The sequence below is a fragment of the Rhabdonatronobacter sediminivivens genome (assembly GCF_013415485.1).
In the GTDB taxonomy this organism is placed as follows: Bacteria; Pseudomonadota; Alphaproteobacteria; order Rhodobacterales; family Rhodobacteraceae; genus Rhabdonatronobacter; species Rhabdonatronobacter sediminivivens.
Genome location: NZ_JACBXS010000004.1, coordinates 22,394 through 35,647 on the forward strand (window position 1 = coordinate 22,394; position 13,254 = coordinate 35,647).

Below are 13,254 nucleotides of genomic sequence, written 5' to 3' on the forward strand. Positions count from 1 at the left end.
TCATCGGATCACTCCGTCACGGATGCATCTGCAGCAAAAGGGTCAGGCTGGTCCAGCGCGGCGGCCAGGGCCGAAAGCCCATCGGCCAGGCCGGACGGATCGACGCGGAACACCAGGGGCGATGCATCGATGGCGGGACGATAGGCCGCAACCCAATCCGGCAATGTGTCCAGCGCCGATGCGATCTCCGAATCTATCCGCAGCAGCGCCTCGCAGATATCGGGCGAACAGCTCTGCCACTCGAATGTGTCGATCCGTTCCTCGCCGTTCTCCGCATCATCGACCCTGAACGAAAACCCCGAGGGCAGGAACACGCCATTGGGAACCCGCGCCGCAACCCAGCCCGCAGGCTCATCGGTGCTGGCAAAGGCCAGCAGATCGGCCAGCAGGCTGCCATCGGCGGCGCTGACCAGACGCTGGGACAGCACACAGACGGTTTCATTGACGGCCAGGGCCTCGCAGGCAACCGTCCAGCCCCCGAATCGCGTCCCGTTCTCAAGGCGTTGTGCCTGGGCATCCTGCGGCGAAAGGGACATCAGCCCCAAAAGAGTGGCGCCAAGAATCTTCGAAATTGCTTTTTCCAATGCCTTCCCCTTCATACGTTCCGCCACGCGCAAGGCAGGAGGCCAAAGCGCATGCCGTCGCATCCCGCAGGGCAGCCGAGCGGAGACCCGCCCAAACCAGGGGCAGGCGCAGTGTGGTAATGTCGAACGCGCCTGTACTGCGCGCACGCCTGGAATACCGGCCTGCCATGTCCTGAAAGCCGTGCGATCGGTCGTATAGCGTTGCTTCAAATTGCCCGCGCGCACCAAGGCCCGCGGATCCTCAAAACCATTGCAAGGGGATCGTCTTCGAACAACTGCGGAAAAGGTGCTCTTCCCTCAAACGTTAATATTTACCATGAGAATGCTCTGCATCCGGGGCGCATCTACCCCAATTGGGGTATGCGGGGCATGGCAGATGGAGGGGGGGGCGTCGGCGATCCGCCTCACCCCGCACCTTACAGCGACCCATCCCCCGAAGGAAAGCCCGTTCAACGCCTTGGCGAGGGTGCAGCCAGAGGGGCTTTGGCGTATAGCCATCTGCACAGGGTGGGGATCGGGGCAAGACAGGCGCGGGATGCGCCCCCGGCGCGGCGGCCCGCGCGGGTCAGGTCCTGCCCTCGGGTTCCGCGTCTTCATCTTCCGAAGCGTCGACGGATGGCGGCATCTCAGGCGCAGTCGGGTGGATGTCTTCCTCGGCCTGCCGCGCGGCCTCGCGCTCATCCTCGCGCAGCAGCAGGCGTTCGATGCGCATGGTCAGCAGCCGGTCGGTTTCGGCCTTCAGGGCAATCTCCTGCGACAGATCCCGATACAGGGAAATCGCGATCAGGATCATCAGCAGCATGAAGGGAAATGCCGCGATGATCGACACGGTCTGCAGGCTTTCCAGCCCGCCCGTCAGCAGCAGCACCACAACCATCATCAGCTGCAACACCGCCCATAACACCCGCAGGGTGGTTGTGGGGTTGAGCACCCCCCTGGAGGTGAACATGCCCAGCACGAAGGTTGCCGCATCCGCCGAGGTAATCAGGAAGAGGCAGACCAGCATGATCGCCGCAGCCGTCAGAAGCCCGCCGAGGGGAAGCTGTTCAAGCATGACGAAAAGGCCCGAGGGGACCTCGGCGGCGACGGCATCGGCAATGCCCGCATTGGCGAATACCTCGAAATGGATGGAGGCACCGCCAAAGACCGAAAACCACAGCATGCTCAACGTCACCGGCACGATCATCACGCCCAGAACGAATTCGCGGATGGTCCGCCCGCGCGAGATACGCGCGATGAAGCTGCCCACGAAAGGCGCCCAGCTCAGCCCCCAGGCCCAGTAGAACATCGTCCATTGTTCCACCCAGCGGGTATCGGAAAACGGTGTGGTCACCAGGCTCATCTGCACGACATTGCCCAGGTATTCCCCCAGCGTCTGGGTCATCACGCCGAAGATGAACGCGGTGGGGCCAAAAGCCAGCACGACGATCAGCAGCGCCCCCGCCAGCACCATGTTGAGATTGCTCAGCAGCCGCAGCCCCTTGTCGAGCGCGGTCATGGCCGAGAGGATGAACAACCCGCCGATCCCCGCAAGAATGGCAAATTGCGCGGGAAAGCCGAAGGGAATATCGGTCAGGCGCGATATCCCGCTGTTGATCTGCAACGCCCCGAGCCCCAGGGTCGTGGCCACGCCAAAGACGGTGGACACGACCGTCAGGATATCGATGGCCTTGCCCCAGCCGGTTTCCACCCTGTCCCCCAGAACCGGCCTGAGGGTTTCGCTGATCAGGCCGAAACTGTGGTGGCGGAAGCGCACATAGGCGATGGCAAGCCCCACCAGGGCGAAATTCGCCCATTGATGCAGGCCCCAGTGAAAGAAGGCATAGGTCATCCCGGTCTGCGCGGCATCGGCGGTGCGCGGCAGGCCGCTGCCCATGGGCGGGGCGTTGTAATGCATCATGGGCTCGGCCACGCCCCAGAACACCAGCCCGACCCCCATGCCGGCCGAAAAGATCATCGCCAGCCAGCTGGAATAGGAGAACTCCGCCGGCTCATCTTCGGCGCCAAGGCGGATGGCGCCGAATTTCGACAGGCCCAGGAACAGCACGAAACCGACAAAGACGGTGATGACCAGAAGATACATCCAGCCCAGATTGGTCGCCGTCACCTGAAGCACCGATTGCGCCGCCTGCCCGACAGCCCCGGGCGCAACAGCCGCCGCAGCGACAAACAGCACGATGACCGCCGCCGATACGCGAAAGACACTGCCGACATCACCCAACAGGGTGCGGATCATTTCGGACGCTGCTCTCATCCGGCCCCACGGATATCCTTTTGTTTGCAGATTGATGCACCAGGCATCCCGTCATGCGCGGCGGTATATGCCAGATGCGGGCGCGGGTCAAAAATGCCCCGGGGTATCGCGTGAAGCAGCCCCCCGCCCCTGCCCCAGCCCCTGCCGCCACGCCAGCTGCGCCGCTCTGATCTTGACACGCTGCGGTAAAGGAAAGAACACTTTGTGCAGTGTCTCACGGTTGCCACCATGGCCTGACCGGAGAATGACCAGATCAGGGAGACTGACATGTTCATGATGCCAAACCTGCGCACCGCGCGCGCCGGGCTGATGATGGGTGCCGCTGCGGCGGCGCTTGTACTGACCAGCGTGACCGCCGATGCCGAAACGATCCGCTGGGCCCGCGTGGGCGACGCGCTGACGATGGACCCGCACAGCCAGAACGAAGGGCCGACCCATACGCTGAACCATCACATCTACGAGACTCTGGTCGGCCGCGCCGATGACGGCAGCCTGACCCAGCGTCTGGCCACCGACTGGGGCATCAGCGAAGAAGACGAAAACGTCTGGGTCTTTACCATCCGCGAGGGTGTGAAATTCCATGACGGCAGCGACATGACCGTCGAAGACGTGGTCTTCTCGCTGGACCGTGCGCGCACGCCGCCTTCGGGCATGGCCGCGCTTCATGCCGCGGTCGAGGAAGTGACCGCCGTGGATGACACCACTGTGCATGTGCGCATGTCCGGTCCCGCGCCGCTCTATGTGCAGAACCTGACCAACACCTTCATCATGTCCAAGGCCTGGGCCGAGGCAAATGGCGTTGAAACCTCGCCGAATTTCGCCGCCGGGGAAGAAGCCCATTCGGTGCGCAACACCAATGGCACCGGCCCCTACATGCTGGTCGAACGTGACCCCGAAGTGCGCACCGTTCTGCGCGCCTTCGAAGACCACTGGGCCGATGCCCCCGAAGTGACCGAGATCATCTATACCCCGATCACCGAAGCCGCGACCCGCGTGGCCGCGTTGCTGTCGGGCGAGGTGGATATCGTGCAGGACGTGCCGGTGCAGGATATCGCGCGGCTGGAACAGACGGATGGCATCAGCGTGGTGCGCGGCCCGGAAAACCGCAACATCTTCTTCAGCTATGACATGACGTCCGACTCGCTGGCCTCGTCCAATGCCGACGGCAACCCCTTCGCCAGCCCCGAGGTGCGCGAGGCCATGTCGCTGGCGATCGACCGCAACGCCATCCAGCAGGTGGTGATGCGCGGCGAAAGCCAGCCCTCGGCCGCCCCGCTGCCCCCCTTCGTGAATGGCTGGACCGAGGACATGCACGCCTTTGGCGACCCCGATCTGGCCCGCGCGGGCGAGCTGATGGCCGAAGCCGGGTATCCGGACGGGTTTTCGGTGCAGCTCGATTGTCCCAATGACCGCTACCTGAACGATGAATCCATCTGTCAGGCGCTGGTGGGGATGCTGGCCCGGATCAACATCCAGGTTGACCTGAACGCGCAGACCCGGTCGCTGCACTTCCCGCTGATCGAGAACTGGGAAACCGATTTCTACCTGCTGGGCTGGGGGGTTCCGACCTTTGACAGCCAGTATGTGTTCGACTTCCTGGTGCACTCGCGTGAAGGCAGCTACGGTTCGTTCAACGGCTCGCGCTATTCCAACCCGGAACTGGACGAGAAAATCCAGGCGCTGGCCACCATGACCGACCTGGAAGAGCGCGATGCCCTGATCGCCGAGATCTGGGACGAGGTGATGGAGGAACGCATCTTCCTCAACGTGCACAACCAGGTTCTGGCCTATGCCATGCGCGATGGCATCAATCTGGATGTCCACCCGGAGAACCAGCCGCGCATGACCACCGTGACGTTCGACTGATCGAAGGTCTTGACCATTCGGCCCGCGCGGGATAGCTCGCGCGGGTCCTTTGATTAGGGCAGAATTGCTGACCGTTTCTGCTGTCTATGCGGGGTCTGACATGCTAGCCTTCATTCTGCGCCGACTGGTGCAATCCGTCATCGTGATGCTGACCGTGGCGCTGGTGGCCTTTGCGCTGTTTCGCTTCGTGGGCGATCCCATCGCCTCGATGGTGGGGCAGGAAACCACCCTGGCCGAACGCGCCGAGATGCGCGAGGCGTTGGGCCTGAATGACCCGTTCGTGGTGCAGTTCGCCAAATTCGTGACCCGCGCGGCGACCGGGGATTTCGGCATCTCATACCGCCTGCAGCAACCGGTGATGGAGCTGATCCTGTCACGCCTGCCCGCCACGCTGGAGCTGGCGCTGGTCTCGGGGGTGGCGGCCTTCGTCTTCGGGGTGGGGTTTGGCGTCTATACGGCGCTGAACCGGGGCAACTGGCTGTCGGGCACAATCATGACCGCCTCATTGATCGGGGTGTCCCTGCCGACCTTTCTCATCGGGGTGCTGCTGATCTGGGTCTTCGCGGTCGAGTTGCAGTGGCTGCCGTCATTCGGTCGGGGGGAGACCGTCTATATCGGAAACTGGTGGCGCACCGGGCTTCTGACCGAAAGCGGGCGGGCCTCGCTGATCCTGCCGGCGATCACGCTGGGCCTGTATCAGATGACGCTGATCATGCGGCTGGTGCGCGCCGAGATGCTGGAAGTCCTGCGCACCGATTACATCAAGTTCGCCCGCGCGCGCGGGCTGTCCAACCGCGCCGTCCATTTCGGCCATGCGCTGAAGAATACCTTGGTGCCGGTCATCACCATCACGGGCCTGCAGCTGGGCAGCATCATCGCCTTTTCCATCATCACCGAAACCGTGTTCCAATGGCCGGGCGTGGGGGCGCTGTTCATCAATTCGGTGCGCTTCGTCGATGTGCCGGTGATGGCCGCCTATCTGATGCTGATCGCGCTGGTGTTCGTGGTCATCAACCTGATCGTTGACCTTTTGTATTACGCCGTGGACCCGCGCCTGCGGGTGGACCGCGCCAATACCCGGCACTGAGGAGGCAGACATGGCCGATTTCACCCCCGGGAACCGCCCCAATGCCCTGGCCCGCGCCTGGGACAGCGATATTGCCTGGTCCTTCCGCCACTCGCCGCTGGCCGTGATCGCAGCCTTTGTCTCGATCCTGATCATCCTTGCCGCGGTCTTCGCGCCCTGGATCGCGCCGCATGACCCGTTCAACCCGGCCTCGCTGGACCTGATGGACGGGTTCACCCCGCCGATGGAGCCCAATGCCTTTACCGGCAATGTCTACTGGCTGGGCACCGACAATCAGGGCCGCGATGTGTTCTCGACCATCCTTTATGGTGCGCGGATATCGCTGTTCGTGGGGTTCATGGCGGTGCTGTTCGCCATGGTGCTGGGGATCACGCTGGGGCTGATCGCGGGCTATCGCGGCGGATGGCTGGACAGCCTCTTGATGCGGGTTGCGGATGTGCAGCTCACCTTCCCCTCGATCCTGCTGGCGCTTCTGATCTTTGGCGTGGCGCGCGGCTTCATTCCCCCCGCCTATCGCGAGGCGATGGCGATCTGGGTGCTGATCGTGGCCATCGGGCTCTCGGACTGGGTGCAATATGCCCGCGTGGTGCGCGGCGCCACGATGGTGGAAAAGAACAAGGAATATGTGCAGGCTGCGCGCGTGATCGGCGCGCATCCGGCCAAGATCCTGATCCGGCATATCCTGCCCAATGTGATGGGGCCGGTGCTGGTCATCGCAACCATCGGCCTTGCCCTCGCCATCATTGCCGAGGCCACCCTGTCCTTCCTTGGGGTTGGCGTGCCCTCCACCCAACCCTCGCTTGGCACGCTGATCCGCATCGGTCAGGGGTTCCTGTTCTCGGGGGAATGGTGGATTCTCCTCTTCCCGTCGATCACGCTTCTGGCGCTGGCGCTCTCGGTCAACCTGCTGGGGGATTGGCTGCGCGATGCCCTGAACCCGAGGTTGCGCTGATGGCCCCCCTGCCCAACAAGCCCCCGCTTCTGTCCGTCCGCGATCTGGTGGTGGAATTCCCCACCCGCCGCGGCACCCTGCGCGCGCTGGACAAGGTGTCCTTTGATATTTCCGAAGGCGAGGTTCTGGGCATGGTCGGCGAATCCGGGGCGGGGAAATCTCTGACCGGGGCGGCGATCATCGGGTTGCTGGAGCCGCCGGGCCGTGTGGCCTCGGGCGAAATCTGGCTGCGCGGTGAACGCATCGACAATCTGCCGCGCGAGAAGATGCGCCGCATACGGGGCCGCCGCATCGGCATGGTGTTTCAGGACCCGCTGACCAGCCTCAACCCGCTGTATACGGTGGCCGAACAGCTGATCGAAACCATCCGCACGCATATGGATGTATCCGAGAAAGAGGCCCGCGCCCGCGCCGTGGCCCTGCTGGACCGCGTCGGCATCCCGGCGGCGGCGCGGCGCATTGACGATTACCCGCATCATTTCTCGGGGGGGATGCGGCAGCGGGTGGTGATCGCGCTGGCGCTTGCGGCCGAGCCGGAACTGGTCATCGCCGATGAACCGACCACGGCGCTGGATGTCTCGGTCCAGGCGCAGATCATCGATGTGCTCAAGGAAATCTGCGCCGAGCGGGGCGCCTCGGTCATGTTGATCACCCATGACATGGGGGTGATTGCCGAAACGGCGGACCGGGTGGCGGTGCTCTATGCCGGGCGGCTGGCGGAAATCGGCCCGGTGCGCGATGTGATCCAGGCCGCCGAACACCCCTATACCGTGGGCCTGATGGGCTCCATTCCGACCCTGACCCAGACCGCCGAGCGGCTGACCCAGATCCCCGGCTCCATGCCCCGGCTGAACGCGATCGCGCAGGGCTGCGCGTTCAACCCGCGCTGCACCCATGCCTTTGAACGTTGCCGGGCCGAGCGCCCGGAGCTGATCGCGCGCGGGGGGGATCGCCAGGTCGCCTGCTGGCTCTATGACACGGAGGCGCAGGATGTCTGACGTGCTTCTTTCGGTCCAAGGGCTGACACGGCGCTTTGACGTCTCCAAGCCCTGGCTCAACCGCGTGATCGAGCGCGAGGACCGGCAATACCTGACCGCCACCGCCGATGTCAGCTTCGATATCCGCAAGGGCGAGACCTTTGCGCTGGTGGGCGAATCCGGGTCGGGCAAATCCACCATCGCCAAGATGATCGTGGGCCTGCTGGAACCATCGGCGGGCGAAATCCGCTTTGACGGCAAGGTGATGGATTTCGCTTCGGGCGCGGCCATGCGCGCGCTGCGCCGCCGCTTCCAGATGATCTTTCAGGACCCGTTTGCCAGCCTCAACCCGCGCTGGCGGGTGGGGGATATCATCGCGGAACCGATCCACACCTTCGGGCTTCTCAAGGGCGCAGAGGTCACGCGCGAAGTGGGGCGTCTGCTTGATCTGGTGGGGCTGTCAGCCGCCGATGCCGAGAAATTCCCGCATGAGTTTTCCGGCGGCCAGCGCCAGCGCATCGCCATCGCCCGCGCGCTGTCGTCCAGGCCCGAATTCATCGTCTGCGATGAACCGACATCGGCGCTGGATGTCTCGGTTCAGGCGCAGATCCTGAACCTGATGCGGGACCTGCAGGATGAATTCGGCCTGACCTATCTGCTGATCAGCCATGATCTGAGCGTGGTGCGGCATATGTCCACGCGCATCGGGGTCCTGTATCTGGGGCGGCTGGTCGAAATTTCGGATGCCAAGCGGCTGTTCATCGATCCCCAGCACCCCTATACCCGGTTGCTGCTGGATGCCGTCCCCGACCTGGCACTCTCCGGGCGCAGGCGCACCCCTGTCACCGGTGAAATCCCGAACCCGATCGCCCCGCCCCCGGGCTGTGCCTTTCACCCGCGTTGCCCGCATGTGATGGACATCTGCCGCAAGCAGCGCCCGGATGCCATTCCCACCGCCAGCGGGCAGGCCGCATGCCATCTGCTGACGCCCGAGGGTCAGAAGCCCCGCGAAACCACCGCCTGACGCAGGCTGGCATGATGGATCAGACGCAGTGAATGGTGGATCGGCGGGTCAGCGAACGCCCTGGGGCCGGGTTTGCGTCCCTGCAGGGATGACCCCATCGGCGGGGCGGCAGCGAGAAGCCGCCGGCAATGGTCAGCCGTCCTGACCCGCCCAGGGACGCCCGCCTGCCAGTTCCAGGGCCAGATGGTCGATCAGGGCGCGCAGTTTGGCGGGCATGGGGGAAATCGGCGGCCACAGGGCCAGGACCGCCATCTTTCGCGTGGGGTGGTCTGTCAGCACCGGTTTCAGGCTGCCCTCGGCGATGGATTGCGCAACGATGAAGCCGGGCAGCATGGCCAGCCCCAACCCGGCCCGGGCGAAATCGCGCATGGCCTCGCCGTTGTTCAGGGTCAGCCGACTGCGCACGGGCGCGGGCGCAAGCTTTCCGTCGTTTTCGAACTGCCACAATTGCCCGTCCGGCAGGTGGCTGTAACTCAGCACCTGATGCTGCGCCAGATCGGCGGGTGTCGCCGGGTGGCCATGACGCGCCAGATACGCCGGGCTGGCACAGGCGACCATCCGGTCGGTGCAGACCGTCTTGCCGATCAGGGCGCTGTCGCGGGGGTCACCGATGCGCAGCGCCAGATCGAACCCGTCGCGGACCAGATCGCGGGCGCGGTCGTCATAGTCGATCCGCAACTCCAGCGCCGGATGCGCCTGCGCGAAACGCGCAAGGATGGGGCTGAGGAACAAGATGCCGAAACTCATCGGCGCGGTGATGGACAGCCGCCCGCGCAAGGGGGCGGTCCCGTCCATCCCCCAGGATGCGCTTTCGGTCGCCGCCGTCAACGCGCCAAGCGCCGGGCGCAACGCCTCGGCCAGCCGCAGGGCCGCCTCAGTTGGCGTGACGCGGCCCGCATTGCGCAGGAACAGCGCCGCCTGCAACGCGCGTTCCAGATCGGAAATGCGCTTGCTGACCACGGATTTCGACAGGTTCAGATGCGCGGCTGCAGCGGTGACGGTGCCAAGCTCCATCACTGTCAGAAAGGTCTCGATCTCATCCAGCGTGTAGCGCATGGTGTCAGGATATCCCCGCCCCTGCCGTTCGGCAATCTCGAACACCGGGTTGCCGCCGGGGGCGCTGCACAATCGCCGCGTGCCCACCATATGAAGGGTAACGAAAGGAGGCCCCTCATGGACCTGACCGGCATTCATCATCTGACCGCCATCACCGCCGATGCCCCCGGCAACAACCGCTTCTATACCGAAACCCTGGGGTTGCGGCGGGTGAAAAAGACCGTCAATCAGGATGACACATCCGCCTATCACCTGTTCTTTGCCGATGGCGCGGGCAACCCCGGCACCGATCTGACCTTCTTTGACTGGCCCGTGGGGCGCGAACGGCGCGGCACCCATGCCATCAGCCGCACGGGCCTGCGCGTGGCCGAGGACAGTCTGGACTATTGGGCCGGTCGCCTGCAGGACGCCGGGCTGACCCGGGGCGGGATCACGCAGCTAGATGGCCGCGCCACGCTGGAGTTCGAGGACCCAGAGGGCCAGCGCTTTCGCCTTACCGCAGACACCCCCGGCCCGGCGCATCCCTGGCACCGCAGCCCGGTCCCCGATGCGCATCAGATCCGCGGGCTGGGGCCGATCACCCTTTCGGTGCCGCAACTGGCCCCGACCGAGGCCGTGCTGACACGCCTGATGAACATGCGCGCGGTGCGCGATTACGCCAGCCCCGATGGCACCGGCCATGTGCAGGTCTATGCGATGGGTGCAGGCGGGCCAGCGGCCGAGGTGCATGTGGCCGTGCAACCCGGCCTGCCCATGGCGCAGCAGGGCGCGGGTGCGGTGCATCATGTCGCCTTCCGGGTGCCGGACAAGGCCGCACTCGGCGCCTGGGCCGCCCGGCTGAACGCCCTGCGCATGCCCAGCTCGGGCGAGGTGGAGCGCTTCTATTTCCGCAGCCTCTACTTCCGCGAACCGGGCGGCAACCTGTTCGAACTGGCGACCGACGGGCCCGGCTTTGCGGTGGATGAACCCTTCGAGACCATGGGCGAGGCGCTGTCGCTGCCGCCGTTCCTGGAACCGCGCCGCGCCGCGATCGAGGCCGCATTGAAACCGCTGGAATGAGCGCAAAGCATCCCGCTGCAGGCATTGCCCCTGCGCCAGGCACACCGCCCCGCGCCGGGGCAATGCCCCTCCGAACACCATCGAAAGGATATACCCGATGCCGAAAACACTCCTTGGCCTGAGCGGCAGCCTGCGGCGCGCATCGCTCAATGCAGGCTTGCTGCGCGCGGCCGCCGAACTGACGCCAGAGGGCACAAGGGTCCAGATCGGTTCGATCCGTGATGTGCCGCTGTATGATGGCGACCTGGAAAAGGCGCAGGGCCTGCCCCCCGCCGTGGAAGAGCTGCAGGCGCAGCTTCAGGCCGCCGACGGGGTGCTGCTGGTCACACCGGAATACAACAACGGCATTCCCGGCGTGTTCAAGAATGCCATCGACTGGATGTCACGCGGGCCGGGATTGCGGATGTGGGCAGGCAAGCCGGTGGCGCTGATCGGCGCATCGCCCGGCGGGTTCGGCACGATCATGGCGCAGGATCACTGGCTGCCGGTGCTGCGCACCCTGAAGGCCGATTTCTGGGCCGAAGGGCGCTTGATGGTATCCCGCGCGGGCGATCTGTTCGATGCCGAGGGAAACCTGACCGACAGCGCCAGCCGCGACCGGCTGGCCACCTTCATGGAGGGGTTTGCAAAGGTCCTCTGACGGTGTGACGCTCCCCGCCCGTTCACGCGGACGGGGAGCGTTTTGCCGGGGGTCCCTCAACCCGCCACTTGCGCGTCCAGCCAGGCTTTCGCAAGCTCCGTATCCGCCGCCCCGATTTCATGGCCTGCAGGCAGGGTCCGCGCGTCCAGGGCCGCCCCGCTTTGGCGCAAGCTGGCCTCCAGCGCTGCGGCCATCGGGGCAAAGGGGTCCTGCGCACCGGACAGCAGCAGCACCTCGGTCCCGGCCAGATCGGGCTTTGGCATATCCTCCAGAACGGCAATGCCGCGCAGCAGGATCGCCCGCGCCACCAGCCCCGGATACAGCAGCATCACGGCCCCCAGAAGGTTCGCGCCGTTGGAATAGCCCAGATAGCTGAGGCGCCCGGCATCCAGCCCGTAGCTCTGGACCGCGCGCTCCATGAACCCCTTGAACGCCGCAGCCTCGGCCCGGATATCGGCCTGATCGAAGGATCCGGCATCATGGCGCCGAAACCAGCGGTTGATCCCCTCTTCGGTGGAGCGCCCGCGCAGGCCCAGCAGGGTCGCGCGCGGGGCGATGCGATGGGCCAGCGGCATCAGATCGGCCTCTGACCCGCCGGAGCCGTGCAGAAGCACGATGACCGACCCGTCAGGATCCTCCGGGGTGTGAAACCGGTGGATGAAGGGCAGATCCCGCAGGGGCCTTCGGGCCGCGCCGGGGCGGGCGAACTGGGGCAGCATCACGCGCAGATCCTGCGCGTGGGCAGCGTCATGCGGCGGGAAAAGCAGGGTCTGGCCAAGCGCCTCGGGCGCCTCATCCACGGCAAGGCCCGGCCCATCAGTGGCATACTCGACCAGATGCCCGCCAGGGTCGCGGACATAGAGCGACAGGAAGTAGCGCCGGTCATGCACTTCGGTCAGCCCCTGCGCGCGGCCCAGATCACGCCGCATGGCGCGCAGGGCCTCTGCATCACGCGCGCGAAAGGCCACATGGTCGATCATCCCCGTCCCGGGGATTGCAGGCACGAAACCGCTGCCATCGCGCAGGTCGATCACATCGGTATCCGACACCATGCGCTGCACGGGCCCGTCCACCGGGCCGGGGCGATACCCGAACCGCGCAAGGAATGCGGTTGATGCGGCGCGCTGCGCGCTCAGCAGGGTCACAGACCGCAGGCGCGTTGGTGCGCCCGGTTCCGGCAGCGGGGCCACGGCGGGAAGCTCTGCGCCCACCAGCTTGACAATGATCCCGTCCGGGTCGCGCAGGCGCAGGACCGGCTCGCCGAATTCACGCGCAGGGCCTTCGACCGGGATCTGCGCCTGCAGCGCGCGGGCCAGCCAGTCGCCGATGCTGGCGGGCGGCACGGCAAGGGCAAGCTCCAGAACCTGCCCGTGACCGCTGCGCCCGCGCGCGCCCGCCTCCCACACCAGAAAGGAGATCAGGCTGCCGGGACTGCCCGCCGCATCGCCATAGAACAAATGCAACTGTTCACCATCGGCAAAGCCGGCCGTCTGCTTGACCAGCTTCAGGCCCAGAAAGCCCGCGTAGAAATCGACATTGGCCTGCACCCGCGCCGTGATCGCGGTCAGGTGGTGAATCCCGGATGGCATGGAAGATCCTCCGTTCTGTGGCGCATGCGCCGGTTCAGGCGCGGATATGGGGATCGCCGCTGCGCATCACGACCGCGGATCGGGCGAATGCCGTGTTCGGCGCGGGCGAACAGGCTTTGCTTGCCGCATCCGCCACCACCCCATAGGCTGGCGGCCAAACAGGAGG

The 13,254-nt window shown here is 65.4% G+C and carries 12 protein-coding genes; 8 read left to right on the top strand and 4 right to left on the bottom strand.

Annotated elements, in window-relative coordinates; all coding sequences use genetic code 11:
- Nucleotides 1-8: 8 nt before the first annotated feature.
- Together HUK65_RS02575 and HUK65_RS02580 are read right to left on the bottom strand one after the other, a co-directional pair.
- Nucleotides 9-536 carry an invasion associated locus B family protein gene (locus tag HUK65_RS02575; protein WP_179904569.1) on the bottom strand — a complete coding sequence of 176 codons (528 nt, stop codon included), beginning with the start codon at nucleotides 534-536 and terminating at the stop codon, nucleotides 9-11.
- A gap of 613 nt (nucleotides 537-1,149) precedes the next feature.
- Nucleotides 1,150-2,820, bottom strand: coding sequence for a BCCT family transporter (locus tag HUK65_RS02580; RefSeq protein WP_235441727.1), 1,671 nt, complete (start codon nucleotides 2,818-2,820; stop codon nucleotides 1,150-1,152).
- Nucleotides 2,821-3,111: 291 nt separating this feature from the next.
- Between HUK65_RS02580 and HUK65_RS02585 the strand changes: the two genes are divergently transcribed.
- From HUK65_RS02585 to HUK65_RS02605, 5 genes are all read left to right on the top strand, one after another.
- Entirely contained in the window at nucleotides 3,112-4,704 is a 1,593-nt protein-coding gene (locus HUK65_RS02585; protein ID WP_407692407.1) for an ABC transporter substrate-binding protein, read from the top strand.
- Nucleotides 4,705-4,804: 100 nt separating this feature from the next.
- Nucleotides 4,805-5,791: an ABC transporter permease gene (locus HUK65_RS02590; RefSeq protein ID WP_179904571.1), complete on the top strand. Its 987-nt coding sequence runs from the start codon at nucleotides 4,805-4,807 to the stop codon at nucleotides 5,789-5,791.
- A gap of 10 nt (nucleotides 5,792-5,801) precedes the next feature.
- Nucleotides 5,802-6,743, top strand: coding sequence for an ABC transporter permease (locus HUK65_RS02595; RefSeq protein WP_179904572.1), 942 nt, complete (start codon nucleotides 5,802-5,804; stop codon nucleotides 6,741-6,743).
- Nucleotides 6,743-7,741: an ABC transporter ATP-binding protein gene (locus tag HUK65_RS02600; protein ID WP_179904573.1), complete on the top strand. Its 999-nt coding sequence runs from the start codon at nucleotides 6,743-6,745 to the stop codon at nucleotides 7,739-7,741. Before HUK65_RS02595 ends, HUK65_RS02600 begins: the two co-directional genes overlap by 1 nt.
- Nucleotides 7,734-8,744 (top strand): ABC transporter ATP-binding protein, encoded by a 1,011-nt coding sequence (locus HUK65_RS02605; protein WP_179904574.1) that lies wholly within the window; start codon nucleotides 7,734-7,736, stop codon nucleotides 8,742-8,744. The genes HUK65_RS02600 and HUK65_RS02605 overlap by 8 nt, the downstream gene beginning before the upstream one ends.
- A 132-nt stretch (nucleotides 8,745-8,876) precedes the next feature.
- Here HUK65_RS02605 and HUK65_RS02610 read toward each other — a convergent pair whose 3' ends face one another.
- Nucleotides 8,877-9,887 carry a LysR family transcriptional regulator gene (locus HUK65_RS02610; protein WP_327787019.1) on the bottom strand — a complete coding sequence of 337 codons (1,011 nt, stop codon included), beginning with the start codon at nucleotides 9,885-9,887 and terminating at the stop codon, nucleotides 8,877-8,879.
- A gap of 30 nt (nucleotides 9,888-9,917) precedes the next feature.
- Between HUK65_RS02610 and HUK65_RS02615 the strand changes: the two genes are divergently transcribed.
- Together HUK65_RS02615 and HUK65_RS02620 are read left to right on the top strand one after the other, a co-directional pair.
- Nucleotides 9,918-10,859: a ring-cleaving dioxygenase gene (locus tag HUK65_RS02615; RefSeq protein WP_179904575.1), complete on the top strand. Its 942-nt coding sequence runs from the start codon at nucleotides 9,918-9,920 to the stop codon at nucleotides 10,857-10,859.
- A 97-nt stretch (nucleotides 10,860-10,956) separates the two neighbouring features.
- Nucleotides 10,957-11,499: an NADPH-dependent FMN reductase gene (locus HUK65_RS02620; RefSeq protein ID WP_179904576.1), complete on the top strand. Its 543-nt coding sequence runs from the start codon at nucleotides 10,957-10,959 to the stop codon at nucleotides 11,497-11,499.
- Between the two features lie 56 nt (nucleotides 11,500-11,555).
- On the opposite strand, the gene HUK65_RS02625 is transcribed toward HUK65_RS02620, so the two are convergent.
- Nucleotides 11,556-13,088: a VOC family protein gene (locus HUK65_RS02625; RefSeq protein WP_179904577.1), complete on the bottom strand. Its 1,533-nt coding sequence runs from the start codon at nucleotides 13,086-13,088 to the stop codon at nucleotides 11,556-11,558.
- On the opposite strand from HUK65_RS02625, the gene HUK65_RS02630 reads away from it, so the two are divergent.
- Nucleotides 13,082-13,234 (top strand): hypothetical protein, encoded by a 153-nt coding sequence (locus HUK65_RS02630; RefSeq protein ID WP_179904578.1) that lies wholly within the window; start codon nucleotides 13,082-13,084, stop codon nucleotides 13,232-13,234. The two genes, HUK65_RS02625 and HUK65_RS02630, sit on opposite strands and share 7 nt — an antisense overlap.
- Nucleotides 13,235-13,254 lie beyond the last annotated feature (20 nt).

Coding starts and splice junctions, on each gene's coding strand:
- HUK65_RS02575 (WP_179904569.1), bottom strand. CDS start 536: ATGTCCCTTTCGCCGCAGGATGCCCAGGCACAACGCCTTGAGAACGGG.
- HUK65_RS02620 (WP_179904576.1), top strand. CDS start 10,957: ATGCCGAAAACACTCCTTGGCCTGAGCGGCAGCCTGCGGCGCGCATCG.
- HUK65_RS02590 (WP_179904571.1), top strand. CDS start 4,805: ATGCTAGCCTTCATTCTGCGCCGACTGGTGCAATCCGTCATCGTGATG.
- HUK65_RS02600 (WP_179904573.1), top strand. CDS start 6,743: ATGGCCCCCCTGCCCAACAAGCCCCCGCTTCTGTCCGTCCGCGATCTG.
- HUK65_RS02585 (WP_407692407.1), top strand. CDS start 3,112: ATGATGCCAAACCTGCGCACCGCGCGCGCCGGGCTGATGATGGGTGCC.
- HUK65_RS02615 (WP_179904575.1), top strand. CDS start 9,918: ATGGACCTGACCGGCATTCATCATCTGACCGCCATCACCGCCGATGCC.
- HUK65_RS02595 (WP_179904572.1), top strand. CDS start 5,802: ATGGCCGATTTCACCCCCGGGAACCGCCCCAATGCCCTGGCCCGCGCC.
- HUK65_RS02630 (WP_179904578.1), top strand. CDS start 13,082: ATGGCATGGAAGATCCTCCGTTCTGTGGCGCATGCGCCGGTTCAGGCG.
- HUK65_RS02625 (WP_179904577.1), bottom strand. CDS start 13,088: ATGCCATCCGGGATTCACCACCTGACCGCGATCACGGCGCGGGTGCAG.
- HUK65_RS02580 (WP_235441727.1), bottom strand. CDS start 2,820: ATGATCCGCACCCTGTTGGGTGATGTCGGCAGTGTCTTTCGCGTATCG.
- HUK65_RS02605 (WP_179904574.1), top strand. CDS start 7,734: ATGTCTGACGTGCTTCTTTCGGTCCAAGGGCTGACACGGCGCTTTGAC.